The 24,061-nt window shown below is 72.8% G+C and carries 23 protein-coding genes and 1 pseudogene; 17 read left to right on the top strand and 7 right to left on the bottom strand.

Annotation, left to right across the window (positions count from 1 at the left end):
* Window positions 1-402: 402 nt before the first annotated feature.
* The 14 genes and pseudogenes from mraZ to AB0F52_RS34250 all read left to right on the top strand — a co-directional run.
* Window positions 403-834, top strand: coding sequence for a division/cell wall cluster transcriptional repressor MraZ (mraZ, locus tag AB0F52_RS34185; protein WP_014467434.1), 432 nt, complete (start codon window positions 403-405; stop codon window positions 832-834).
* 218 nt (window positions 835-1,052) lie between these two features.
* Window positions 1,053-2,006, top strand: a complete 954-nt coding sequence (gene rsmH, locus AB0F52_RS34190; protein ID WP_360180007.1) for a 16S rRNA (cytosine(1402)-N(4))-methyltransferase RsmH — start codon at window positions 1,053-1,055, stop codon at window positions 2,004-2,006.
* Window positions 2,003-2,725 (top strand): hypothetical protein, encoded by a 723-nt coding sequence (locus AB0F52_RS34195; RefSeq protein WP_360180009.1) that lies wholly within the window; start codon window positions 2,003-2,005, stop codon window positions 2,723-2,725. Before rsmH ends, AB0F52_RS34195 begins: the two co-directional genes overlap by 4 nt.
* A complete protein-coding gene (locus AB0F52_RS34200) occupies window positions 2,725-4,650 on the top strand; it encodes a penicillin-binding protein 2 (RefSeq protein WP_360180011.1) in 1,926 nt (641 codons plus the stop codon). The genes AB0F52_RS34195 and AB0F52_RS34200 overlap by 1 nt, the downstream gene beginning before the upstream one ends.
* Before the next feature lie 243 nt (window positions 4,651-4,893).
* Window positions 4,894-6,438 (top strand): UDP-N-acetylmuramoyl-L-alanyl-D-glutamate--2,6-diaminopimelate ligase, encoded by a 1,545-nt coding sequence (locus AB0F52_RS34205; RefSeq protein ID WP_360180313.1) that lies wholly within the window; start codon window positions 4,894-4,896, stop codon window positions 6,436-6,438.
* Window positions 6,435-7,937 carry a UDP-N-acetylmuramoyl-tripeptide--D-alanyl-D-alanine ligase gene (gene murF / locus AB0F52_RS34210; protein ID WP_360180013.1) on the top strand — a complete coding sequence of 501 codons (1,503 nt, stop codon included), beginning with the start codon at window positions 6,435-6,437 and terminating at the stop codon, window positions 7,935-7,937. The genes AB0F52_RS34205 and murF overlap by 4 nt, the downstream gene beginning before the upstream one ends.
* Window positions 7,934-9,016, top strand: a complete 1,083-nt coding sequence (gene mraY, locus AB0F52_RS34215) for a phospho-N-acetylmuramoyl-pentapeptide-transferase (RefSeq protein ID WP_013228040.1) — start codon at window positions 7,934-7,936, stop codon at window positions 9,014-9,016. Before murF ends, mraY begins: the two co-directional genes overlap by 4 nt.
* A 1-nt stretch (window position 9,017) precedes the next feature.
* Window positions 9,018-10,427, top strand: coding sequence for a UDP-N-acetylmuramoyl-L-alanine--D-glutamate ligase (gene murD, locus AB0F52_RS34220; protein WP_360180016.1), 1,410 nt, complete (start codon window positions 9,018-9,020; stop codon window positions 10,425-10,427).
* Window positions 10,414-11,925, top strand: coding sequence for a putative lipid II flippase FtsW (gene ftsW, locus AB0F52_RS34225; protein WP_360180018.1), 1,512 nt, complete (start codon window positions 10,414-10,416; stop codon window positions 11,923-11,925). The genes murD and ftsW overlap by 14 nt, the downstream gene beginning before the upstream one ends.
* On the top strand, window positions 11,922-13,046 hold the full coding sequence (murG, locus tag AB0F52_RS34230) for an undecaprenyldiphospho-muramoylpentapeptide beta-N-acetylglucosaminyltransferase (protein WP_360180020.1): 1,125 nt from the start codon (window positions 11,922-11,924) through the stop codon (window positions 13,044-13,046). The genes ftsW and murG overlap by 4 nt, the downstream gene beginning before the upstream one ends.
* Window positions 13,039-14,436 carry a UDP-N-acetylmuramate--L-alanine ligase gene (murC, locus tag AB0F52_RS34235; protein ID WP_360180022.1) on the top strand — a complete coding sequence of 466 codons (1,398 nt, stop codon included), beginning with the start codon at window positions 13,039-13,041 and terminating at the stop codon, window positions 14,434-14,436. Before murG ends, murC begins: the two co-directional genes overlap by 8 nt.
* Window positions 14,437-14,440: 4 nt before the next feature.
* On the top strand, window positions 14,441-15,277 hold the full coding sequence (locus AB0F52_RS34240; protein ID WP_360180024.1) for an FtsQ-type POTRA domain-containing protein: 837 nt from the start codon (window positions 14,441-14,443) through the stop codon (window positions 15,275-15,277).
* A gap of 77 nt (window positions 15,278-15,354) precedes the next feature.
* On the top strand, window positions 15,355-16,185 hold the full coding sequence (locus AB0F52_RS34245; RefSeq protein WP_360180026.1) for an NAD(P)H-binding protein: 831 nt from the start codon (window positions 15,355-15,357) through the stop codon (window positions 16,183-16,185).
* Between the two features lie 39 nt (window positions 16,186-16,224).
* Window positions 16,225-16,347 (top strand): annotated as a pseudogene (locus AB0F52_RS34250) (transposase); the annotation flags it as partial.
* Between the two features lie 73 nt (window positions 16,348-16,420).
* Here the strand turns inward: AB0F52_RS34250 and AB0F52_RS34255 are convergent.
* Complete coding sequence (locus tag AB0F52_RS34255) at window positions 16,421-17,275, bottom strand: EamA family transporter (RefSeq protein ID WP_360180028.1); 855 nt, start codon at window positions 17,273-17,275, stop codon at window positions 16,421-16,423.
* A gap of 83 nt (window positions 17,276-17,358) precedes the next feature.
* On the opposite strand from AB0F52_RS34255, the gene AB0F52_RS34260 reads away from it, so the two are divergent.
* Complete coding sequence (locus AB0F52_RS34260) at window positions 17,359-18,249, top strand: LysR family transcriptional regulator (protein WP_360180030.1); 891 nt, start codon at window positions 17,359-17,361, stop codon at window positions 18,247-18,249.
* Here the strand turns inward: AB0F52_RS34260 and AB0F52_RS34265 are convergent.
* Window positions 18,246-19,415 (bottom strand): MFS transporter, encoded by a 1,170-nt coding sequence (locus AB0F52_RS34265; protein ID WP_360180032.1) that lies wholly within the window; start codon window positions 19,413-19,415, stop codon window positions 18,246-18,248. The genes AB0F52_RS34260 and AB0F52_RS34265 overlap by 4 nt on opposite strands.
* A 77-nt stretch (window positions 19,416-19,492) precedes the next feature.
* On the opposite strand from AB0F52_RS34265, the gene AB0F52_RS34270 reads away from it, so the two are divergent.
* Window positions 19,493-20,032: an ABATE domain-containing protein gene (locus AB0F52_RS34270; protein ID WP_360180034.1), complete on the top strand. Its 540-nt coding sequence runs from the start codon at window positions 19,493-19,495 to the stop codon at window positions 20,030-20,032.
* A 51-nt stretch (window positions 20,033-20,083) separates the two neighbouring features.
* The gene (locus AB0F52_RS34275) at window positions 20,084-21,004 is read left to right on the top strand and encodes a LysR family transcriptional regulator ArgP (protein WP_360180315.1); all 921 of its coding nucleotides are present in this window, start codon (window positions 20,084-20,086) and stop codon (window positions 21,002-21,004) included.
* Here AB0F52_RS34275 and AB0F52_RS34280 read toward each other — a convergent pair.
* From AB0F52_RS34280 to AB0F52_RS34300, 5 genes are all read right to left on the bottom strand, one after another.
* On the bottom strand, window positions 20,970-21,398 hold the full coding sequence (locus AB0F52_RS34280; protein ID WP_360180036.1) for an ATP-binding protein: 429 nt from the start codon (window positions 21,396-21,398) through the stop codon (window positions 20,970-20,972). The genes AB0F52_RS34275 and AB0F52_RS34280 overlap by 35 nt on opposite strands.
* A 112-nt stretch (window positions 21,399-21,510) precedes the next feature.
* A complete protein-coding gene (locus tag AB0F52_RS34285; RefSeq protein ID WP_360180038.1) occupies window positions 21,511-22,332 on the bottom strand; it encodes a SigB/SigF/SigG family RNA polymerase sigma factor in 822 nt (273 codons plus the stop codon).
* Window positions 22,333-22,387: 55 nt separating this feature from the next.
* Window positions 22,388-23,173 (bottom strand): GAF and ANTAR domain-containing protein, encoded by a 786-nt coding sequence (locus AB0F52_RS34290; RefSeq protein ID WP_360180040.1) that lies wholly within the window; start codon window positions 23,171-23,173, stop codon window positions 22,388-22,390.
* Between the two features lie 150 nt (window positions 23,174-23,323).
* Window positions 23,324-23,476 carry a hypothetical protein gene (locus AB0F52_RS34295; RefSeq protein ID WP_360180042.1) on the bottom strand — a complete coding sequence of 51 codons (153 nt, stop codon included), beginning with the start codon at window positions 23,474-23,476 and terminating at the stop codon, window positions 23,324-23,326.
* Entirely contained in the window at window positions 23,473-23,931 is a 459-nt protein-coding gene (locus AB0F52_RS34300) for an alpha/beta fold hydrolase (protein ID WP_360180044.1), read from the bottom strand. The genes AB0F52_RS34295 and AB0F52_RS34300 overlap by 4 nt, the downstream gene beginning before the upstream one ends.
* Window positions 23,932-24,061 lie beyond the last annotated feature (130 nt).

The raw sequence follows: 24,061 nt of genomic DNA on the forward strand, positions 1-24,061 counted from the left end.
CGTCATTAACTCTGGAGGGGCCCGGGCGGGCACCTTTTTCCCCACCCCCCCCACCTTCGGGCTCCATCCGGGTTCCCCACCTTGACCCACCCTCCGGCCCCACGGAGCCCCACTCGAGCGGGGTGAGGGTTCTTTCGCGGCCGTTATGCGGACGTTCGGGGAACAGCTGAGGTTGCTCCGGCCCCCGGTGCGGGGGATCTTGGCCACCGTGCCCCACCACGCCCCCCACCTGGACCCACCCGGCTGACCTGCGCAAACGGAACACTCGACGGAGTGGTCTGCCCGTTTGTCGCGTTGACTGTGGTGAAAAGTGGGGTACGGTGGTGGCCAGTGGGGCGGAAGGGAAGCCCCGTGGCCGTTCGGGGTGGTCCGCCACCTCGGTGCGGTAGGGAGGTGGAGGCCGTGTTCCTCGGCACCCACACCCCGAAACTGGACGACAAAGGGCGGCTCGCGCTGCCCGCGAAGTTCCGTGACGCCTTGGCGGGTGGGCTGATGCTTACCAAGGGGCAGGACCACTGCCTCTTCGTCTTCCCCCGCGCCGAGTTCGAGCAGATGGCACGCAAGGTCGCCGAGGCCCCGTTCACGAACGAGGCGGTTCGGGCCTACCAGCGCTACCTGTTCGCCGGCACGGACGAGCAACGTCCGGACGGCCAGGGGCGCATCACCATCGCGCCCGAGCTCCGCCGCTACGCGGGGCTCAGCAAGGAGTGCGTGGTGATCGGGGCGATCACCAGGCTGGAGATCTGGGACGCCCAAGCGTGGCAGGGCTACCTGGAGGAGCACGAAGACAGCTACGCGAAGGCTCGAGAGGAAGTACTGCCGGGCGTCTTCTAGGCGTGCGGTCGCGGTGCACCTTCGTCGTCGGGGGACGAGAGGTTCGCCGCCGCCCGTGCGATGAGGGGAAGCCCACCCGGATGCCGTGAGGCCTCTGTCCGCTCAATGGCCCTGGTGCACCTTCCCCGGTACCAGGTCAGCAGCGGGCGGACAGGGACCTGACGGCATCCGCCATATTTCCCCCGGGCCGCCCAGGCGAGAAAGGGGGAGGGAACACCATGACGGCACCCGAGCACGTCCCGGTACTGCTGAGCCGCATCGTCGAGCTGTTCACTCCCGTGTTCACCGACCGCGACGGCGTCCTCGTGGACGCGACGGTCGGCCTCGGCGGGCATTCCGACGCCCTCCTGGAGGCCTTCCCGCGGCTGCGGCTCGTCGCGCTGGACCGCGACCCCGCCGCGCTCGAAAAGTCCGCGGAACGCCTGGCCCGCCACGGCGGCCGCGTCGATTTCGTCCACACGGTCTACGACGGGCTCCCGGACGCCCTGGAGAGCGTGGGCGTCGAAAAAGCCGACGGCATCCTGTTCGACCTCGGCGTCTCCTCGATGCAGCTGGACCGCGCCGAGCGCGGGTTCGCCTACTCCAAGGACTCGCCGCTGGACATGCGGATGGACCCGACCACCGGGTTCACCGCCGCCGACGTGCTCAACACCTACGCGCCCGGCGAGCTGATCCGGATCCTGCGGGACTACGGCGAGGAACGCTTCGCGCAGCGGATCGTCAAAGCCGTCGTGGCCGCGCGGGAGAAGGAGCCGTTCACCACCAGCGGACGCCTGGTCGAACTGCTCTACGACGCCGTACCGGCCGCCACCCGCCGCACCGGCGGGCACCCGGCCAAGCGCACCTTCCAGGCGCTGCGGATCGAGGTCAACGGCGAACTGGAGGTGCTCCGCCGCGCCATGCCGGCGGCGCTGGGCGCCCTGAAGGCCGGCGGCCGGATCGTCGTCGAGTCGTACCAGTCCCTGGAAGACCGGCTGGTCAAGCAAGCACTGGCCGAGCTCGCGAAGTCCCGCACCCCGGAAGGGCTCCCGGTGGAGCTGCCGGGACACGGACCGGAGTTGAAGCTCCTCACGCGCGGCGCCGAGAAGGCCGGCGAAGAGGAGATCGGACGAAACCCGCGCGCCGCCTCGGTGCGGCTGCGGGCCGCAGAGAGGATCGGAGAGCCGCGATGACCGCTCCCGCGAAGTCCCGCCGCCGGGCCGCGCCGGCGACACGGGACCGCACCGAGGCCGCCCGCACCTCGACCACCGTCGAGCCGGACCAGCAGCCGGCGCAGACCCCGCCCCGGCGCGGGTCGCGGGGCCGCACGTCCGCGGCCGAGCGCGCCTACGCGCGCCGTGCCCAGCGCGCCGACCTGCTGAAGGAGCGCGAGGCGCGCCCGGAGCCGAAGGTCCGGCCCGCCGAGCCGCCGGTGAAGCCGAAGCTCGAGCTGAAGCTGCTGCTGCCGAAGTCGCGCGCGTCGTTCGTGCTGATGATGATGGCGCTGCTGGCCGCCGGGGTGGCGACCACGCTGTGGCTGACCACGCAGGCGATCGCCGACTCCTACCGGCTCGAGCAGCTGCGCACCACCAACGCGAACCTGGCCGAGCAGAAGGAACAGCTGCAGCGCGACGTCGCCAAGGCCGAGTCGCCCGCTTCGCTGGCCCCCGGGGCCCAGCAGCTGGGCATGGTGCCCGGCGGTGACCCGGCGCGGATCGTCGTCGGCCCGGACGGGAAGACCTCGCTCGTCGGCGAACCCAAGAAGGCCAAGGCGGACACCCCGGTGGTGCCGGCCGCACCGCCCGCGGCACCCGCCGCCGGCACGCAGTCGCAGCAGGGCGCGCCGATCGAGGGCGACCAGCCCGCCGTGCCCGAGGAGCAGCCGCCGGCCCAGCCGGGAGGCGGCCAGTGATGGCTTCGGGCCGCAGCCAGGCCCGCGCGCGCGCCGCGGGCAGCGCGCGGCGGACGTACGCCGCCGGGACCCGCAGCGCGGCCGCGCGGCGGGGCAACGGCGGCCACCGCAGCCGGTTCTCCGCCGTGCGCCTGCTGCTGGTCGCCGTGCTGATCGTCGCCGGCGTGAAACTGGTGCAGGTGCAGTGGTTCGACGCCGCGGCGCTCTCGGCCGCGGCCGAGCGGCAGCGTGCCCAGACCATCGACATCCCCGCCCAGCGCGGGTCCATTGTGGACCGCAACGGCGCGAAGCTGGCGTTCAGCGTCGAGGTGCGCACGCTCTCGGTGAACCTCAAGGCGCTGCACAAGAGCATGGACGACTTCGCCACGAAGAACCCGGGCACCAAGAAGACGTTCGATGCCGAGACCGCCGCGGCCGCGAAGTACATCGCGGCCAAGGTGCCGAACCAGCTGAGCGAGCAGCAGCTGCTCGACCTGTTCCACAAGCAGGCGTCCTTCACCTACGTGGTGAACAACGTCGAGCCGTCCGTCGCGGCGGACATCGTCAAGCACTTCGCCTGGATCGGCGTCGAGAAGCGCGCGCTGCGGGAGTACCCGGGCGGCGGCCTGGCGGCCAACATCGTCGGTGCCGCGAACTGGCGCTCCGAAGACCCGGACGTGTCGAAGCACAACCTCCACGGCCTCGTCGGGCTCGAACTGCTGCGCGACAACGACCTGGCGGGTATGCCGGGCCGGATGATGGTCAACACCAAGAACGGCAGCGACAACGTCGTCATCCCGGGCACCGAGCGCGACCTGCAGGCCGCCGTCCCCGGCTCCGACCTCGAACTGACCATCGACTCCGACCTGCAGTACGAGGTGCAGCGGCAGCTGGCGGACTACGTCCAGCAGTCGCACGCCAAGGGCGGGCAGGCCGTCGTCATGGACGCCAAGACCGGTGAGGTCTACGCGCTGGCCAACGACAAGACCTTCGACCCCAACGACCAGAGCACCTGGAAGACCGACGACCTGGCCAACCCCGCGGTCACCACGCCGTTCGAACCCGGTTCGGTGAACAAGCTCGTCACCGCCACCGGGGCGATCGACTTCGGTGTCGCGACGCCGGAGTCCACGGTCGAGGTGCCCGGTGCGCTGCAGGTGGCCGACAAGACGGTGCACGACGCCTGGACCCACGGGACCCAGACCTTCACCACCACCGGGATCTTCGCCAAGTCGTCCAACATCGGCACCCTGCTGCTGGCGCAGAAGATCGGCGAGGAGCGGTACGCCAACCTGCTCAAGTCGTTCGGCCTCGGCCAGCGCACCGGCGTCGGCCTGCCCGGCGAGAGCGCGGGCGTGGTGCCCGCGCGCAGCCAGTGGTCCGCGACCACCTTCGGCAACCTGCCCATCGGGCAGGGCCTGATGATGACCGTCCTGCAGATGGCCGGGATGTACCAGGCGATCGCCAACGACGGCCTGCGCGTCGAACCCCGGATCGTCAAGGCCAAGGTGAACCCGGACGGCACGACCGTGCCGGAGCCGGCCCCGAAGTCGGTCCGGGTGGTCAGCCCGCAGACCGCCAAGACGGTGCGCGACATGATGCGCGCGGTCGCCCAGAACGGCAAGGGCGTCCAGAAGGGCACCGCGCCGACGGCGGCGGTCGAGGGCTACCAGATCTCCGGGAAAACCGGCACCGGCCAGCAGGTCGACCCGCGGACGAAGGCCTACAGCGACCACCTGTACAACATCACCTTCGCCGGCATCCTGCCCGCCGACCACCCGCGGTTCGTCGTCGGGATCCGGCTGGACGCGCCGGACACGACACTGCCGGTCGGGCACTCCGCCGCGCCGCTGTTCCACACGATCGCGTCGTACGTGACGCAGCGGTACCAGATCCCGTTGTCCGACGGTCCCTCGCCGGAGGTTCCGCTCATCATCGCGCCGTAGACCAGGCACTGTCCGTTAAAGCCCCCTCACGCGGCACCGCGCGAGGGGGCTTCGGCGCGCGAGCGTCCACATCGGCCGGCGCCGGGGAAACCCTTGCGGCGCAACGGGGTCCGTGACGCCGTCTAGCACATGTGCCCGGCCCGCACGCAATCGCCGTACCGCGTGCGGGTGCCCGAACCGCCCGCCGGTAGCCTCTTGGCCGTGTCCGTGTCCTCGTCCAGTTCCCAGGTGCCGGAAAGCCCGGTGAAAGCGGTCCCCGCGCCGCCCCGCCCGGCGCGCATCGACCCGGTCCCGCTGGCGACGCTGCTCGCCAGGGCGGACGCCCGCCTGATCGCCGGCTCGCCCGACGCGGCCGAGCTCACCGTCACCGGCACCACGCTGCGTGCGCAGCACGTGCTGCCCGGTGACCTCTTCGCCGCCCTCCCGGGCGCCCGCGCCCACGGCGCCGACTTCAGCGACCAGGCCGTCGCGGCCGGGGCCGTCGCCGTGCTCACCGACGCCGCGGGCGCCGAGCGGCCCGCCCTGCGCGACGCCGGCGTCCCGATCCTGGTCCACGCCGATCCGCGGGCCGCCCTCGGCGAGATCGCCGCCTGGATCTACGGCGAGCCCTCCCTGAAGCTGTCCGTGCTCGGCGTCACCGGCACCTCCGGCAAGACGACGACGTCCTACCTGGTCGACGCCGGCCTGCAGGCCGCCGGCCTGACCACCGGCCTGATCGGCACGGTGGAGACCCGGATCGCGGGCGAGCGGCTGGTCAGCGGCTTCACCACGCCGGAGGCGCCCGACCTGCAGGCGCTGCTCGCGGTGATGCTCGAGCGCGGCGTCACGCACGTGCCGATGGAGGTCTCCAGCCACGCGCTCGCGCTGGGCCGCGTCAACGGCACCCGGTTCGCGGTCGGCGCGTTCACCAACCTCTCCCAGGACCACCTGGACTTCCACAAGGACATGCAGGAGTACTTCGCCGCGAAGTCGCTGCTGTTCGACGGCCGGTCCACCACCGAGGTGGTGGTGGCCGACAGCGCGTGGGGACAGGCCCTGCTCACGCCGCAGACGATCACCGTGACCACCGATCCGGGCACCGAGGCCGCGTGGAAGGCCACCGACCTGAAGGCCACCCCGCGGGGCGAGCAGACGTTCACCCTGCACGGCCCGGACGGCTTGCGCGCGGCCGCCCGGATCCCGCTGCCCGGCGAGTTCAACGTCGCCAACGCCGTGCTCGCGGCCGCGATCCTGAGCACCGCCGGGGTGTCGCTGGAGCACATCGTCGCCGGACTCGCCCAGGTGCAGGTCCCCGGCCGGATGGAGCGCGTCTACGTCGGCCAGGAGTTCACCGCCGTCGTCGACTACGCCCACAAGCCGGCCGCGGTCGCCCAGGGGCTGGACGCGCTGCGGGCGCGCACCGAGGGCCGGATCATCACCGTGCTCGGCTGCGGCGGCGACCGGGACACCGCCAAGCGCCCGATGATGGGCGAGGCCGCGGCCCGCCGCAGTGAAGTCCTGATCGTCACCGACGACAACCCGCGCTCCGAGGACCCGGCGGCGATCCGGGTCGCCATGCTCGCCGGCGCCCGCGCGGTCGGGCCCGCCGAGGGCGGCGAGATCATCGAGATCGGCGACCGCCGCGAGGCCATCGCACACGCCGTCTCGCTCGCCGAGCCGGGCGACATCGTCTTCCTCGCCGGCAAGGGGCACGAGTCCGGCCAGGAGGCCGGCGGCGTCGTGCACCCGTTCTCCGACCGCGACGAGCTGGCCGCGGCCATCCGCAACAAACTCGAGGTGAGTGTGTGATCGTGCTCAGCCTGGCCGAGATCGCCGGCGTCGTCGGCGGCCGGCTGCACCGCGCCGACCCGGGCGCGCAGGTGACCGGCACCGTGGAGTTCGACACCCGGGAGCTCACGTCCGGCGGCCTGTTCGTCGCGCTGCCGGGGGAGAAGGTCGACGGCCACGACTTCGCCGCGCAGGCCGTCGAAGCCGGCGCCGTGGCCGTGCTGGCCGCCCGCGAGGTCGACGCGCCCGCGATCGTCGTCCCGCCGCTCGCCGCGGGCGAGGCCCACGAGCGGTCGGTCGCGCTGACCGGCGACAAGGACGGCTCCGGTGCCGCGGTGCTGGCCGCGCTGGCCAAGCTCGCCCGGTACGTCGTGCAGCGCCTGGCCGAGGGCGAGCTGACCGTCGTCGGCGTCACCGGCTCCTCCGGCAAGACCTCGACCAAGGACGTCATCGCGCAGCTGCTCGAGCCGCTCGGCCCGACGATCGCGCCGCCCGGGTCGTTCAACAACGAGCTCGGCCACCCCTGGACGGCGCTGCGGGCGGACGCCGAGACGAAGCACCTCGTGCTGGAGCTGTCGGCGCGGGGCCCGGGCCACATCGCCCACCTCGCGGAGATCGCCCCGCCGAAGATCGGCGTCGTGCTCAACGTCGGCAGCGCGCACGTCGGCGAGTTCGGCTCGCGCGAAGGCATCGCGAAGACCAAGGGCGAGCTCGTCGAGGCCCTGCCCGAGGACGGCGTCGCGGTGCTGAACCTCGACGACCCGCTGGTCGCGGCCATGGCGAGCCGCACGAAGGCCCGGGTGGTGTTCGTCGGCGAGAGCCCCTCGGCGCAGATCCGCGCGGAGAACATCACCCTCGACGACGAGGCCCGCGCCTCCTTCCGGCTGATCACCCCGGCCGGCGAGGCCGACGTCCGGCTGCCGCTGCACGGCGAGCACCACGTCGGCAACGCGCTGTCCGCCGCGGCGGTCGCGCTGGAGCTGGGGGCGACGCCGGCGGAAATCGCGGCCCGGCTCTCGGCCCTCGAACGGCGCTCCGCGCGCCGCATGGAGGTCGTCACCCGGCCCGACGGCGTCACGATCCTCAACGACTCGTTCAACGCCAACCCCGAGTCGATGCGGGCCGGCCTGAAGGCCCTCGCGGCGATGACCCGGGAAACCGGCCGCCGGTCCTGGGCCGTGCTCGGCGTGATGGGCGAGCTCGGCGCGGACTCGGTCACCGCCCACGACGAGATCGGCCGGCTCGTCGTCCGGCTCAACATCGCCAAGCTCGTCGTCATCGGGCCCGAGGCGGCGGCCATGCACCAGGGCGCGCACCAGGAAGGCTCCTGGGGCGAGGAATCCACTTTGGTACCCGACGTCGAGGCCGCCGCCGCCCTGCTGCATGATCAGCTCCGCCCCGGGGACGTGGTGCTGGTCAAGGCCTCCAAGGCCGCCGGCCTCTGGCGGGTCGCCGAGGCCCTGCTCGAACCCCGGGAAACCGACAACTCCGAGAATCGCTCGAACGGTGGTGACGCGTGATCAGCATCCTGATCGCGGCCGCGGCGGGCCTGCTGGTCTCCATCATGCTGACGCCCTACCTGATCCGGGTCTTCTCCCGGCAGGGCTTCGGCCAGGAGATCCGCGAGGAAGGCCCCCAGGGACACAAGTCCAAGCGCGGTACCCCGACCATGGGCGGTGTCGCGATCATCATCGCGATGGTCGTCGGGTACTTCGCCGCGCACCTGATCAACTGGATGTTCAACTCCCGCAGCGGCGCGCCGACGGCCTCCGGGCTGCTCGTGCTGATGCTCGCGGTGGGCCTCGGGATCGTCGGGTTCCTCGACGACTTCATCAAGATCCGCAAGCAGCGCAACCTCGGGCTGAACAAGACCGCGAAGCTGGTCGGGCAGCTGGTCGTCACCATCGCGTTCGCGGTGCTGGCGCTGAACTTCCCGAACCAGCACGGCATCACGCCGGCGTCGGAGAGCCTCTCCTACGTCCGTGACCTCGCGCTGATCACCTTCCCGTCGGTGATCTTCGTGATCTTCTGCTACGTCGTGATCTCCGGCTGGTCGAACGCGGTCAACTTCACCGACGGCCTCGACGGCCTGGCCGGTGGCGCGGCGGCGATGGTGCTGGCCACCTACGTCGTCATCTCGTTCTGGCAGGAGCGGCTGTCCTGCGCCAACGCGCCGGCCGCGGCCTGCTACGACGTCCGCGACCCGCTGGACCTGGCCGTGGTCGCCGCCGCGGCGACCGGCGCCTGCGTGGGCTTCCTCTGGTGGAACGCGGCCCCGGCGAAGATCTTCATGGGCGACACCGGTTCGCTGGCCCTCGGCGGCCTGGTCGCCGGCCTGTCCATGACGACCCGCACCGAGCTGCTCGCCATCGTCATCGGCGGCCTGTTCATGGTCGAGATGATCTCGGTGGTCGCGCAGATCGCGGTGTTCCGGACGACCCGGCGAAGGTTGTTCCGGATGGCACCGTTCCACCACCACTTCGAGCTCGCCGGCTGGGCCGAAACCACGGTGATCATCCGGTTCTGGCTGCTCTCGGCGATCTGCTGCATGTTCGGGCTCGGCCTGTTCTACAGCGAGCAGCTGGGCCTCGGCGGCTGACGTGAAAGACATCGCCGGTTCTCACGTTCTCGTCGCCGGGGCCGGGGTCACCGGCAAGTCGGTCGTCCCCGTGCTGGTCGAGCTGGGTGCGCGCGTCACCGTCACCGACGGCAACGCCGAGCGCCTGGCCGAGCTGCAGGGCCTCGGCGCCGAGCTGGTGCCGGGCCTGACCGAGCCGCCCGCCGACGTCGTCCTGGTCGTCACCAGCCCCGGCTGGCGGCCGACGTCGCCGCTGCTCGTGGCCGCGGCCGAGGCGGGGGTCGAGGTCATCGGCGACGTCGAGCTGGCCTGGCGGGTCGGGCAGCTGCGCGAGCACCCGCCGTCGTGGCTGGTGATCACCGGCACGAACGGCAAGACGACCACCGCCGGCATGCTCGAATCGATCCTCAAGGCCGCCGGCAGCAACGCCGTGGCCTGCGGGAACATCGGCTACGCGGCGCTCGACGCGGTCCGCGCGGGTTACGACGTGCTGGCCGTGGAGCTGTCGAGCTTCCAGCTGCACTGGTCCTCGACCCTCGCCCCGGACGCCGCCGTGGTGCTGAACCTGGCCGAGGACCACATCGACTGGCACGGCTCGATGGACGAGTACGCGGCCGCGAAGGGGCGCGTGTACACCCGCGCCAAGGTCGCCGTGCACAACGCCGACGACGACTGGTCCACCCGGATCGCCGCCGGGCACGCTCCGGAGAGCGCCCGCCGCGTCGGCTTCCAGCTCGACACCCCGCGCACCGGTGAACTGGGCGTGGTCGAAGACCTGCTGGTCGACCGCGCTTTCGTCGCCGACCCGGAGAACAGCGCCGAGGCGCTGGCCACCCTCTCCGACGTCCGCCCGGCCGGCCCGCACAACGTCGCGAACGCCCTCGCCGCGGCCGCGCTGGCCCGCGCCCACGGCGTCTCACCGGAGGCGGTGGTGAAGGGCCTGCGCGAGTACCAGCCGGCCCCGCACCGGGCCGCCGAGGTCGCCGAGGTGGCCGGGGTGCGGTACGTCAACGACTCGAAGGCGACCAACCCGCACGCGGCCGCCGGGTCCCTGCGGGCCCACGCGAGCATCGTGTGGATCGCCGGGGGCCAGCTCAAGGGCGCGTCGGTCGACGAGCTGGTGAGCAGCATCGCAGGCCGGCTCCGCGGAGTTGTGCTACTCGGCGTCGATTCACCCGTGATCGCCGCCGCGGTTGCGCGACACGCGCCGGATGTCCCGGTGAACAGCCTCCGTCCGGGTGACGATGAACCCATGACTGCGGCGGTGAGTGCGGCCAGCGCGATGGCCCGACCCGGTGACGTGGTGCTGCTGGCACCCGCCGCGGCGTCGTTGGACATGTTCTCGAGCTACGGCGAGCGCGGCGACGCGTTCGCCGCGGCCGTGCGTGTCCTCCGCGACGACGCAGCGGGGGAGCCGAGTGACGACAGCTGAAAAGAAGCCGGAAACGCCGCCGAAGCGGCCGCGCCGCGAGCGCAAGGAGAGCGGCTTCGTCGCCGTCCGGACCGCGCTGACGGCGTGGCTCTCGCGGCCGCTGGCGTCGTTCCACGTCGTGCTCGCCCTCACCGGCGTGCTCACCGTCATCGGCATCGTCATGGTGCTCTCGGCGTCGTCGGTCACCTCCTACAACCCGAAGACCGGCAGCGGGGTGTACTCGCTGTTCGTCAAGCACCTGGTGTTCGTCGCCCTCGGCTCGGTCGTCTTCTGGCTCGGCCTGCGGGTCAAGCTGGAGCGGATCCGGCGGATGTCGGCCACCGCCACGGTCGTCTGCCTCGGCCTGCTGATGCTCGTGCTCACCCCGCTCGGCTCGGAGGTCAACGGCTCGCAGGGCTGGTTCAAGCTCGGCGAGTTCACCTTCCAACCGGTCGAAGCCGCGAAGGTCGCGCTGGCCTTCTGGGGCGCCCACATCCTGGTCATCAAGTACAACGTGATCCACCAGTGGCGGCACCTGCTGGTGCCCGTGGTGCCGATCGCGCTGCTGATGTTCGCCCTGGTCATGCTGCAGCCGGACCTCGGCGGCACGGTCACCCTCGCCGTGGTGCTGCTGGCGCTGCTGTGGTTCGCCGGCGCCCCGAAACGCCTGTTCGGCGTCATCCTCGCCGGCGGCCTGGCCGGGGTGCTCGTCCTCGCGATCATCGCGCCCTACCGGCTCGACCGGGTCATGTCGTTCCTCTCGCCGGACGCCGACACCAGCGACGGGGGCTTCCAGGCCAACCAGGCCAAGCTGGCGCTGGCCGACGGCGGGCTGCTCGGCAAGGGCCTCGGCCAGGGCGCGTCCAACTGGGGCTACCTGCCCAACGCGCAGAACGACTTCATCTTCGCGGTGATCGGCGAGGAGCTCGGGCTGATCGGCTGCGTCGTCGTGCTCGCCCTCTTCGGCGGGGTCGCCGTCGTCGGCCTGCGGATCGCGACCCGCAACATCGACCCGTGGATCCGGATCGTCTCCGGCACGCTGACGGTCTTCCTCGTGGCGCAGGCCGGCATCAACATCGGCTACGTCGTCGGCCTGCTGCCCGTCACCGGCGTCACGCTGCCGCTGATCTCCTACGGTGGCACCTCGCTGGTGATCACCATGCTCATCATGGGCGTGCTCGCGAACGCCGCCCGGCACGAACCGGAGGCGGTGGCCGCGCTGCGCACACAGGGGCCGGGTAAATTCGGGCGTCTGCTGCGGCTGCCCGCGCCCGACCCGTACCGTCCGCCCGCCACGCGCAAGGCGGCGGGGCGGAGTGGGGCGAAGGCGGCCAGGCCGGCGCCCCGTGCGGCCCGGCCCGCCCCGGCTCAGGAACGACGCAGGTCGGTCCGCGAACCGGTGCGCCGCAGCGCGGCACGGACGAGCGCGGCCCGCACGAGCACGTCTCGCGGCGGGGCCGCGCGGACAACAGCGAGCCGTGGTACCCGGAGTACCGCGAACCGGAGAGGTCATAGGTGAGTAAGCCCGTCAAGGGAACCGAGCGAGCCGCCACGGGCAAGGGGCCCGTGGTCGTGGTCGCCGGAGGTGGCACCGCAGGACACATCGAACCCGCCCTCGCCCTGGCCGACGCCGTCATGCGGCTGCGCCCGGACGCGACGGTCGTCGCGCTCGGCACCGAGCGCGGCCTGGAGAACAAGCTGGTCCCGGCCCGCGGCTACCCCCTCGAGCTGATCCCGCCGGTGCCGCTGCCGCGCAAGCCGACACCGGAGCTGGTCAAGCTGCCGCTGAAGGTCCGCGACTCGGTCCGCAAGACCCGCGAGGTGCTGGAGCGCGTCGGCGCGGACGTCGTCGTCGGCTTCGGCGGGTACGTCGCCCTGCCCGCCTACCTGGCCGCGCGCGGGCGCGTCCCGATCGTCGTGCACGAGGCCAACCAGTCGCCGGGCCTGGCGAACAAGGTCGGCGCGCGGTTCGCCCGCCGCGTCGCGGTCGCCGTCGCGGGCACCCCGCTGCCGAAGGCCGAGGTCGTCGGGATCCCGCTGCGGCGGTCGATCACCACGCTGGACCGGGCCGCGCTGCGGGCCGAGGCGCGGGCGCACTTCGGCCTGGACCCGGACGCGCCGACCCTGCTGGTCTTCGGCGGTTCGCAGGGCGCGCAGTCGATCAACGCCGCCGTGTCCGGCGCGGCGAAGGACCTCGCCGACGCCGGTGTCGGCGTCCTGCACGCGCACGGGCCGAAGAACACGCTGGTCGTCCAGGAGTTCCCGGGCAAGCCGGCGTACGTGCCGGTGCCGTACCTGGAGCGGATGGACCTGGCCTACGCCGCGGCCGACGTGGCGATCTGCCGCTCGGGCGCGATGACCGTCGCCGAGGTGACCTCGGTCGGGCTGCCCGCGGTGTTCGTCCCGCTGCCGATCGGCAACGGCGAGCAGGCCAGCAACGCCCGGCCGGCCGTCGACGCCGGCGCCGCGCTGATGGTCTTCGACGGCGACCTCAGCCCGGCCAAGGTCGCCGAGCTGGTCGTCCCGCTGGTCACCGACGCCGACCGCGTCGCGAAGATGAGCGCGGCGGCGGTCGGCATGGGCCACCGCGAGGCCGACGAGACCCTCGCCCGCATCGTTCTGGAGGCCGCCGGTGCCTGAGTTGCCCGAAGAACTGCGCCGGGCGCACCTGATCGGGATCGGCGGGGCCGGCATGTCCGGCATCGCGCGGATCCTGCTGGCCCGGGGCGCTTTCGTGTCGGGCTCGGACGCCAAGGAGTCGCGCGCGTTGCTGTCGCTGCGCGCCCAGGGTGCCGAGCTGTTCGTCGGCCAGGCGGCCGCGAACATTTCCGCGCTCGCGGAACCGCCGTCCGCGGTGGTCGTCTCGACGGCGATCAAGGAGACCAACCCCGAGCTGGCCGCGGCCCGGGCCGCGGGCATCCCGGTGCTGCACCGGGCGCAGGCGCTGGCCGGGCTGATGGAGGGCCACCGCGTCGCCTGCATCGCGGGCACGCACGGCAAGACGTCGACGACGTCGATGCTGACCGTCGCGCTGCAGCACTGCCGGCTCGACCCGTCGTTCGCCATCGGCGGCGACCTCAACGAGTCCGGTGCCAACGCCCACCACGGCGAGGGTGGCGTGTTCGTCGCCGAGGCCGACGAGAGCGACGGCTCGTTCCTGACCTACTCGCCGTCGGTCGCGGTCGTGACGAACGTCGAGCCGGACCACCTGGACCACCACGGCACGGCCGAGGCCTACACGAAGGTGTTCACCGAGTTCGTGAGCCGGATCGTCCCGGGCGGGCTGCTCATCGTCTGCGGTGACGATCCCGGGGCGGACGAACTCGGCCGGCAGGCGGCCGACCTGGGGGTCCGGGTGCGCCGCTACGGCCGCACGGCCACCGGTCCGGGTGACGCGCGGATCCTGGAGTACGTCCCGGCGCCGGACGGCGGTGTCGTGCGGCTCGAGCTGGCCGGCGAGGAGGTTTCGGTGCGCGTCGCCGTGCCGGGCGAGCACATGGCGCTCAACGCGATCGCGGCCCTGCTGGCCGGGGTCGAGCTGGGTGCCCCGGTGTCCGGCCTGGTGGACGGGCTCGCGGCGTTCGGCGGAGTGCGGCGGCGGTTCGAGTTCAAGGGCCGGGCCGGCGACGTCCGCGTCTACGACGACTACGCCCACCACCCGACCGAGGTGGCCGCGCAGCTGCGCGCGGTGCGGACGGCGGCCGGGTCCGGGCGGGTGATCGTGGTGTTCCAGCCGCACCTGTACTCGCGGACCAAGACGTTCTCGGTGGAGTTCGCGGAGGCGCTGTCGCTGGCCGACGAGGTCGTCGTGCTGGACGTCTACGGCGCGCGGGAGGAGCCCGAGCCGGGGGTCACCGGCGCGCTGATCGCCGACCGGGTGACCGCGGCGGTGCACTACGAGCCGGCGTTCGACGTCGCGGCGCCGATGGCGGCCGGGCTGGCCAAGCCCGGCGACCTGGTGGTGACCATGGGCGCCGGGGACGTGACGCAGCTGGGGCCGGAGATCCTCGCCGAGCTGGACAAGCGCTGAGGCCATGAGTCCGACCAGGGAACGCCGCCGTCCGTCCTCCGAAGAGGAGCTCCCGGATCGCTCTGCCCTGGCCCGGCAACGCCGGGGGCGGCGCTCCGAGGAGGAGCGCCGCCGGACCCGCGCCGCGCGGCCCAAGCCGAGCGCCCGCACCCGGCCCAACCGGCAGGTGGAGATCCGCCGCCGGTGGGTCGCGCTGCTGTCCGTGCTCACCGTGGTGTCGCTGGTGTACCTGCTGTTCTTCAGCTCGATGCTCGGCGTGCAGGACGTCTCGGTCAGCGGCTCCCGCACGGTGCCGGCAGACCAGATCCGCACGGCGGCCGCGGTCCCGGCCGGCAAGCCGATGCTGCGGCTGAGCACCGACGAGATCCGCGACCGGGTGGCGGGGATGCCGGGCATCGCGACGGTCGAGGTGTCGCGGTCGTGGCCGAACACGGTCGAGATCACGGTCACCGAGCGGACGGCGATCGCGTTCTTCGACAGCGGCCCGGGCGGCGACGGCGTCCACCTCGTCGACGGTGGGGGCGTGGTGTTCAAGACGGTCGCGGCACGTCCGCCGGGCCTGCCGGAGCTCAAGCTGCCGAAGGTGTCGGCGGACGACCCGGTGACGCGCGCGGTGACGGCGGTGCTCGGGGTGATCCCGGAGCAGCTCCTCAAGCAGGTCACGACGGCGACGGCGAAGACGCCGGCGAGCGTGGAGTTCACGCTGGCCAACGGGAAGATCGTCCGCTGGGGCACCGCGGAGCAGACGGACCGCAAGGCCAAGGTCCTGGCCGCCCTGCTGACCCAGGACGGCAAGGTCTACGACGTCGCGGCGCCGGAACTGCCGACCATCACCTCCTGAACTTCCGTTTTCGCGTGCACCTGGGTTCTCGTATGCCGTACGATCTCGTACGACATACGAGAATGAGGAGGACGCTGATGACGATCCTGGTGACGGGCGCGACCGGCAGCGTCGGCCGGCTGGTGGTCGACGAACTGGTCGCGGCCGGGGTGCCCGTGCGGGCGCTGACCGTCGATCCGGAACGCGCCCGGCTCCCGGCCGGGGCCGAGGTGGTCGTCGGGTCACTGGCGAGGCCGTCGACGCTGCCGGTCGCGCTCAAGGGGGTCTCGGCGGTGTACCTGGCGCCGATGGCGCGGACCGTCCGGCGGTTCTGCGAGCTGGCCACGGAGGCCGGCGTCGAGCGTGTGGTCGCGTTGTCGGGCAGCAGCGTCGGGGACGAGCACGAGGGCTCCAGCGGGCACGAGTACGGCGCCGTCGAGGCCGCCGTCCGGGCCGCCGGGTTCGCCTGGACCTTCCTGCGCCCCGGCGGGTTCATGAACAACACGCTCGACTGGGCGCCGATGGTCCGGGCGGGCGAGGTCGCGATGGCCTACGGCGACGCGACGCAGACCCCCATCGACCTCGGCGACATCGCGGCGGTGGCCGCCCGGGTGCTGGTCTCGGCCGGGCACACCGGCAAAACGTATGTCCTCAGTGGACCGGAGGCGATCACCCTGCGCGGGCAGGTCGAGACCCTGGCCTCGGTGCTGGGCAAGGAGATCCACTTCCGCGAGCTGACACCGGCGGAGCAGCGCGCGCAGTGGATCGGTTACGGCATCCCGGAATCGGCCGTCGGCTGGCTGCTCGAAGGCTTCGCGGAAACGCTGCGGCACCCGCAGGTGCCGACCGGCGTCGTCGAGGAGCTGCTGGGCCGGCCGGGGACGACGTACGCGGAGTGGGTGGCCGCGCGGCGGGACGTCTTCGCCTAGGCCGGCTGCCCGGCCCGCTCCCGCGTCCCGGTCCGCACCGGAAAGCCAGGCCGACCGTTCTCGGATGCGCGGGTGATGGCTGAGGGGATCAGCTACCGGTATCGGTGCGGGCTCGCGTGGCGGGATGTGCCGGCGGTGTTCAGTCCGTGGCAGCCGATCTGGACCTGGCATCTACCGATCGGCGCTCGTCCCTGCCTGCCGTGGTCACCTGGACCAAGGAGTTGTCAGGCACGCCCTAAGCAGGTTGCTCGGCCCGCTCCCGCGTCCCGGTCCGCTCCGCGCCGATCCCGGCCGCCACGACGAGCACCACGCCCACCGCCGCGCCGGCGTCCGGGATCTGGTGGAGCACGACGAGCCCGATCGTCAGGGCGATGGCCGGCTCCAGGCTCATCAGCGTCCCGAACGCGGGGGCGGTCAGCCGCCGCAGGGCGAGCATCTCGAGCGCGAACGGCACCACCGGCAGCAACACCGCCAGCCCGAGGCCGGTGAGCAGCAGCGGCCAGGTCAGGTGCCCGAACACCCCCGGTCCGTAGACCAGCGTCGCCACGACACCCGCCACCGGCATCGACACCGCGAGCCCGCGCACGCCCGCCACCTCGTCGCCGACCCGCTGCGTCAGCAGGATGTAGCAGGCCCAGCAGACCGCGGCCGCCAGCGCGAAGCCGACGCCCGCCAGGTCCGCGCCGCCCCGCCACGGCTGGGTCAGCAACACCACCCCGGCCGCCGCGAGGACGGGCCACCCCCGCTTACCGCCGCGGCCTCGCGTGACGGCGACGGCCAGCGGTCCGAGGAACTCCAGCGCACTCGCCGTGCCCAGCGGCAACCGGGCCACCGCTTCCATGAACAGCATGGTCATCCCCGCCGTGACCACGCCCAGCCCGCAGCAGGCCACGAAGGTGCTCCGCCGGAACGACGACGGACGCGGCCGGACCACGACGAGCAGCAGCACCCCGGCCCACGCCAGGCGCAACCACGCCGCTCCTTCCGGACCGACGCGGTCGAACAGGCCGACCGACACGGCGAGACCGAGCTGGACGCAGAGCATGGCGGCGACGGCGAGGGTCGCTCCGGTGCGGGACGAGGACGGCACGGGTCCAGCAAAGCCCAGCACGACCGTTCATGTCCACGTGGCAATCGTGGACACACCGTTCGCGGTTCGTGGACAATGACGGCGTGGACACCCGCCGGCTCCGGTTCCTCCTCGAGCTGTCCCGCCACGGCTCGATGCGCGCGGTGGCGGACGTGCTCGGCACCACCACGTCCACGGTCTCGCAGCAGATCGCGGTACTGGCGCGGGAAACCGGCGTGCCCCTGCTGGAACCGGACGGCCGGCGGGTGCGGCTCACCCCCGCGGGACGGCGCCTGGCCGAGCACGCGGTGACCATCCTCGCCGCCGTGGAGGCCGCGCGCGCGGATCTCGACCCCCACGCCGAGCCGGCGGGCACCGTGCGGGTCGCCGGGTTCGCCACGGCCGTGCGGCGCTCGGTGCTGCCGGCCGCGGCCGCGCTCGCCGCGCACCACCCGCGGGTCGAGCTGCGGATCAGCGAGTACGAACCGCCCGAGGCGTTCGCCGCCCTGCTGGCCGACGACATCGACCTCGCCCTCACCTACGACTACGAACTCGCCCCGGCGGGCACCGACCCCGCGATCCTGGCGCGTCCACTGTGGACGGCGAGCTGGGGGTTGGCCGTCCCGGCCGCCGACGCGGCCCGGGTGCGCGGCGACGGGACGGTGGCGGTCTTCGAGGCGTTCCGCGACCACGGCTGGATCGTCAACTCCCGCGACGGCACGGACGAGGACGTGGTCCGCAGGCTGGCGGCCATGGCGGGGTTCGAGCCCCGCCTGACGCACCGCGCGGACAGCCTGGAGCTGGTGGAGGACCTCATCGCGACCGGCCCGGCACCCGCGGTCGGCCTGCTGCCGGCGACCTGGGCGGCGAGGTCGGGGGTCGCGGTGCTGCCGCTGGCCGGCCCGGAGGTGCGGCAGCGTGCCTACGCCTGTACGCGGCGCGGGCGGGAGGCGTGGCCGCCGCTGGCGCTGGTGCTCGGCTTGCTGGTGCGCTAGGCGCGGGTGCGGGCCATCCCGGCCAGGCCGAGCAGCGGGAGCACGCCGGCGAACACGACGACCGCCGTCCAGCCGCCGAGGTGGTAGGCGATCGAGCCGGCCTGGGAGCCGATCGCGCCGCCGATGAAGAACGTGCCCAGGTAGACGCTGTTGATGCGGGCGCGGGCGGACGGGTCGAGCTGGTAGATCGTGTGCTGGCCGACCACCAGCGTGGTCTGGACGGCCATGTCGACGGCGATCGCCGCGATCGCCAGCAGGATGACGCTGTGCGCGCCGAAGCCGGCGAGCGCGAAGGCCGCGGCGCAGAGCACGAAGGCGCCCGCGGTGAGCTGCCGGCCGTGGCCGTGGTCCGACCACCGCCCGGCCAGCGGCGCCACCGCGGCGCCGGCCGCGCCCGCCAGTGCGAACAGGCCGACGCCCAGCTGGGAGTAGTTGAAGGGCGGCGCGGTCAGGACGAACGCGATGGTCGTCCAGAACGCGCTGAAGGCACCGAACATCGCCGACTGGTAGAGGGCCCGGTGGCGCAGCGGTGGGTGTTTCCGCGCCATGGCGAACGTGGAGCGGAGCAGTTCGCCGTAGCGGACGTCGGTCTTGGGCGCGCGGGGCGGCAGGATGAAGCGCAGGACGAGGGCGAGCACGGCCATCGCGCCGGCCGAAATCAGGAACACGACCCGCCAGCTGGTCACCTCGGCGAGCAGGCTGGCGACCACGCGCGAGAGCAGGATCCCGAAGAGCAGCCCGCTGACGACCCGCCCGACGATCCGGCCGCGGATGGCGTCAGGGGAGAGGTCGGCGGCGAACGGGATGAGGATCTGCACCACGACCGACGCCGCCCCGACGACCAGCGAGGCGAGCAGCAGGACGGCGAACCCGGGCGCGATCCCGGTGACGACCAGCCCGGCGCAGGCGACCGCGAGCAGCGTCGCGACGAGGCCGCGGTTTTCGAGCCGGTCGCCCAGCGGGACGAGCAGCAGCATGCCGGCGGCGTACCCGAGCTGGGTGGCGGTGACCACCCCGCCGGCGGCGGCCTCGCCGACCCCGAAGGCCTGCCGCAGCTCGGCCAGCAACGGCTGGGCGTAGTAGAGGTTCGCGACGGTCAGTCCACAGGAGACGGCCAGGAGCAGCACGAGCCAGCCGGGCGGGGCCTTCTGCTCGGTCTCGGTCATGCCTGCCCCCTCGTGGAACCGGTTTGATCGGTTCCCGACGGTACCAGTCAAACCGGTTCCGGCGTACTGTGACCCGTATGACGGACAACTTCCGCGCGGGAGCGGGCCGCTTGTGCCTCGACTTCATCCGGACGCTGCGGTACCGCGGGACGCCGTCGGAGACGGAGGAGCTGCCGGACGCGGCGGCGTGGGGAGCGTGGATCGACCGGTTCGGCCCGTTCGCCACCCCGGTCCGGCCCGCGTCGGCCGGCGAAGCGCGTGCGGTCCGCGAGGCGATCCACGAACTGCTGACGGCCTCGGCGCGCCCGCCGGCGCGGCAGCGGCTGAACCGGGCCGCGGCCCTGCCGGTGCCCGCACCTTCGCTGACGCCGTCGGGCGAACTGCGGTGGCAGGCAGCGGATCCCGCGTCGGCGATGCTGGCGTTGCTCGCCCGGGACGCGCTGGAACTGGTGACCTCGCCGGAGTTCGCGAGGGTCCGGCGGTGCGAGGGGGCCCGGTGCGGGGCGTTGTTCCTCGACACGTCCCGGCCGGGCACGCGGCGGTGGTGCTCGATGGGGGTGTGCGGGAACCAGGCGAAGAAGTCGGCTCATCGGGCGAAGGCCGGCCTCGGCTCGTAGCGAACTGTCGACAGCTCAGCTGAAGTTTCCGCCGTAAGATCAGCGCCCGTGATGACGGATCTGCCGCTGGACCAGGTCAGGACGCTGCTCGCGGTGGTCGACGCGGGCACGTTCGACGCCGCCGCGGCGGTGCTGCACGTGACGCCGTCGGCCGTGAGCCAGCGGGTGAAGGCGCTCGAACAGCGCACCGGCAGCGTGCTGGTGACCCGCACGAAACCGGTGCGGGTCACCGAATCCGGGCAGGTCGTGGTCCGGTTCGCGCGGCGGCTGGCGGCCCTCGAGCGGGACGCGCGGGCCGAGCTGGGCATGAGCGGCGAGCCCGTCCGGGTGCCGATCGCGGTCAACGCCGACTCGCTGTCCACCTGGTTCCTGCCGGCGCTCGCGGGGGTGACCGCCGACCCGCCGATCTGTTTCGAACTGCACCGCGAAGACCAGGAACACACCACCACGTTGCTGCGGGAGGGCCGGGTGATGGCGGCGGTGACGTCCTCGGCCGCTCCGGTGCAGGGCTGCTCCGTGCGCCCGCTCGGCGACCTGCGCTACCTGCCGCTGGCCGCCCCCGCCTTCGCGGCGCGGTGGGTGACCGGCGCGCTGCGGGACGACCTGACCGCGGCGCCGGTCGTGGTGTTCGACGACCACGACGATCTGCAGGACGCGTTCGTGCGGCTCCTCGGCGGGACCGGGGCGAGTGCGCTGCGGCACTACGTCCCGGCCTCGGAGATGGTCGTCGCCGCGGTCGAAGCCGGCCTCGGGTGGGGCATGGTGCCCGAGGTGCAGGCGGCACCCGGGTTGCGGGCCGGCACGCTGGTGCCACTGGTGCGGAACCGGCCGGTGGACGTGCCGCTCTACTGGCAGCAGTGGAAACTGGACCTGCCCGCACTGTCCACAGTGGCCGAAGCGGTGGTGGCCGCGGCGGCGTCCTCGTTGCGCGGCCCGCTCAACGCGGCCGACCGGGCGCGGCGGCACGGGTGAGGTCGAGTTCGGCCCACACGGTCTTGCCCGTGGGACGCTGCCACTGACCCCAGGACACGCTCATCGCGGCGACCAGCTTGAGCCCGTGCCCGCCGTCGGACGACGGCGGCCGCGGGCAGGCGGGGTCGATGCAGCCGTCGTCGACTTCGACGGAGAGCCAGTCGCGTTTGCGCAGCAGGCGGACCTGCCGGGGCGGCTTGCCGTGCCGGAGGGCGTTCGACGTCAGCTCGTCGACCACCATGAGCGCGTCGACCCGCTGGTCTTCGGGCAGATCCTGCAGCAACTTCTCGGCCCACGCGCGCACGGTGGCCAGCTCGGCGAGGTCGTCGGTGACCTCGAGGGCGAGCACGCGCAGCGAGTCGTCGAGGTGCGTCGTCTGCTCTTCGATCGGCATCGGGGCTGGGCCCTTCCTGATCCGCGGCGCCCCGTCCGTTTCGGGGAGCCGTTGCCGGACCTGGTTACCCGGTTGCCGAGGCGTGAACCGCCGGAGGCGGGCTTCCGGTGGATCAGCCGGCGTCGATGTGCTGCCGCAGCTGCTCCAGGGTCCTGGCCAGCAGCCGGGAGACGTGCATCTGGGAAACGCCGACCCGCTGGGCGATCTGGCTCTGGGTGAGCTCGTCGGCGAACCGCATCTTGACGATGGCGCGTTCGCGGGGCTCCAGGGTGGCCAGGGCCGCTCGCAGGGCGATGTGGTTCTCGAACCGTTCGAAGCCGGTGTCGTCTTCGGCGAGCCGGGCGGCGGCGGCGAAGTCTTCCTCGCCGTCTCGCGCGGGGGTGTCGAGGGAAGTGGCGCGGTAGGCCTGGGCGGCCAGCAGGCCTTCGCGGACGGTTTCGACGTCCATGCCGAGGTGGCGGGCGAGTTCGCTGGGGGTGGGGGCCCGGCCCAGTTCGTGGGCCAGGACGTCGCTGGCCTTCGCGAGCTTCTGCTTCAGGTCCTTCAGCGTCCGGGGCACGCGCATCGACCAGCCGACGTCGCGGAAGTGCCGGCGCACCTCGCCCATGATGGTCGGCACGGCGAACGACACGAAGTCGCTGCCGCGGCCGGCGTCGTACCGGTCGACCGCGCGGATCAGCCCGGTCCGGGCGACCTGCAGCAGGTCTTCGAAGGGTTCGCCGCGGCCGCTGAACCGCCGCGCGATGTGCTCGGCGAGCGGGAGGTGCTCGGTGATCAGCCGCTCACGGAGAGCGGCCCGGCGGGGGTCTTCGACGTCGAGGCGGCTGCGCTCGTCGAAGAGGGGAACGCAGTGGGCGTATTCGTCGGACCGTCGCGGCGTCGGGACGGTCAGCGCGTCTTTCGCCGGCGCGTGGTCGGGAGCACAGACAGTCATAACTGATGGGTACCCCTGATCGTGTGAATTACACGACCGGGCTTGTTCTGGCCCGTCAGCGGGTGGGCAGATCGATCTCGGTGTGGCGGCCGGCGAGCGTCCGGGCGAGGTCGGCGAGCTTGACGTTGAGGTCCTGGGAGGTCCGCCGCAGGATGTCGAAGGCGGCGTCCGCGGAGACGCCTCGCCGCGCCATGATGATGCCCTTGGCCTGGCCGATCACGTCGCGGCTGTCGATGGCTTTGCGCAGGTGCGCGGCCTGCAGTTCCGCGCGCGTCACGGCGTCGGTGGCGGCCAGCGCCAGGGAGGCGTGGGTCGCGAGCAGCAGCAGGACGTCCCGGTCGGCGGCGTCCAGCCCGTGCCGGGAGCGCGAGTAGACGTTGAGGGCGCCGCGCGACTCGCCGCTGGGCGGTCCGCTGATGAGGGCGGTGGAGAGGACGGAGCCCATCCCGAGCTGCGCGGCGGCCGGCGCCCACTTGGGCCAGCGTGGTTCGGCGGTCAGGACCGGGGCGATCGCCACCGCCGGGCCGCCGGGGTCGGCGGCCTCGACGCAGGGGCCTTCCCGGAACCGGTACTGCAGCCGGTCGAGTTCGATGGCGACCTCGTCGGTCTCCGCCGGGGTGTGGAAGTGGCCATCGGCGTCGAGCAGGGTGAAACTGGCCAGGTCAGCGGCCGGGACCATCACCGTCGTGGCCTCGAGCACGCGTTGCAGCGCGTCTTCCACGGTGGCCGCGGTGAGCAGGTTGCGCGTCAGTTGCGCGAACTGCCGGACCAGGGGGCCGGTGGCAGGCCGGTCGGTCACGAAGGCTTCCCTGTCGCGCTGCCAGTCCTGGTCACTGCTCATGCCTGTCTCCCTGGGTGGCTGAGGGAAGACGGCTGCCTTTTCAACCATCGCGACGACCAACGTAACCCCCCGGGTGGCCCGGCCGCTACGAGCCCGCCGGCCGGACATTTGCGTGGCGCAAAAGCGGGGCCCGAGGGTGCCGCGGGGCGCTCAGGCCTGGGGCTCGGCGACGGCCCGGAGCATCGCCTTGCCGAAGGCCGCCGGCCGGGCGACCGGGAAGTCGTGGTCGCCCGGGACCGGGATCGCGTGCGCCGAGCTGCTTGGCGACCTGGCGCTGCCGGTGCGCTGGGCAGACGGCGTCACCTTCGGTGATGACGACCGTGGCGGGGATCGCCCGGAGCGGGGCGAGCTTGCCGCGCAGGTCGTAGCCGGCCACCGCCCGTCCCGCGGGCCAGGTGCTGGGCCAGCGGGGCTCGCGCGAGTTCACGCCGGAGCCACGGCCACCGGGCCTCGAATTCCGGAACGTGCCGGTTGGCACCGAAGTAGCGGGCGGCGGCCGGGCCGCCGAGGGAGAACCCGCAGACGACGGCCTTCCCGATCCCCGGCTCGTCGAGCACGGCCAGGGCGTCCGCGGCCGGATCCGGGATGGTGAAGCGGCTGGCGTCGAGAAGCGTGCGGCCGTGGCCGCGGTGATCGAATCCCGCGAACGGGTAGCGGCGCGCCAAGCTCGGCATCAAGCCGGATGCCCAGGGATGTGCCCAGAGCCGCCCGCCGAGGGGCGCCTCCGCGGCGGCCGTCCCGGGAAAGCGCTTACTCAACGGGTGGTCTGCTCCGGCGAGGGGGCGACTTCGGTGTGAACGAAAGGTTTCCGGCGCGACGACCGCGTGTTACGCTGGGAGCGCTCCCAAAGTCACCGGTCCTGTCGAGTCCTGCTCCAGGCGGCCGGGT

It is taken from the genome of Amycolatopsis sp. NPDC024027 (assembly GCF_040638975.1).
In the GTDB taxonomy this organism is placed as follows: Bacteria; Actinomycetota; Actinomycetes; order Mycobacteriales; family Pseudonocardiaceae; genus Amycolatopsis.

Excerpts from the sequence above, each read along its gene's own strand:
- AB0F52_RS34195 (WP_360180009.1), top strand. The coding sequence starts at position 2,003 with ATGACCGCTCCCGCGAAGTCCCGCCGCCGGGCCGCGCCGGCGACACGG.
- rsmH (WP_360180007.1), top strand. The coding sequence starts at position 1,053 with ATGACGGCACCCGAGCACGTCCCGGTACTGCTGAGCCGCATCGTCGAG.
- AB0F52_RS34290 (WP_360180040.1), bottom strand. The coding sequence starts at position 23,173 with ATGAGCAGTGACCAGGACTGGCAGCGCGACAGGGAAGCCTTCGTGACC.
- AB0F52_RS34200 (WP_360180011.1), top strand. The coding sequence starts at position 2,725 with ATGGCTTCGGGCCGCAGCCAGGCCCGCGCGCGCGCCGCGGGCAGCGCG.
- AB0F52_RS34275 (WP_360180315.1), top strand. The coding sequence starts at position 20,084 with ATGACGGATCTGCCGCTGGACCAGGTCAGGACGCTGCTCGCGGTGGTC.
- AB0F52_RS34240 (WP_360180024.1), top strand. The coding sequence starts at position 14,441 with ATGAGTCCGACCAGGGAACGCCGCCGTCCGTCCTCCGAAGAGGAGCTC.
- AB0F52_RS34270 (WP_360180034.1), top strand. The coding sequence starts at position 19,493 with ATGACGGACAACTTCCGCGCGGGAGCGGGCCGCTTGTGCCTCGACTTC.
- AB0F52_RS34245 (WP_360180026.1), top strand. The coding sequence starts at position 15,355 with ATGACGATCCTGGTGACGGGCGCGACCGGCAGCGTCGGCCGGCTGGTG.
- AB0F52_RS34285 (WP_360180038.1), bottom strand. The coding sequence starts at position 22,332 with ATGACTGTCTGTGCTCCCGACCACGCGCCGGCGAAAGACGCGCTGACC.
- AB0F52_RS34265 (WP_360180032.1), bottom strand. The coding sequence starts at position 19,415 with ATGACCGAGACCGAGCAGAAGGCCCCGCCCGGCTGGCTCGTGCTGCTC.
- AB0F52_RS34280 (WP_360180036.1), bottom strand. The coding sequence starts at position 21,398 with ATGCCGATCGAAGAGCAGACGACGCACCTCGACGACTCGCTGCGCGTG.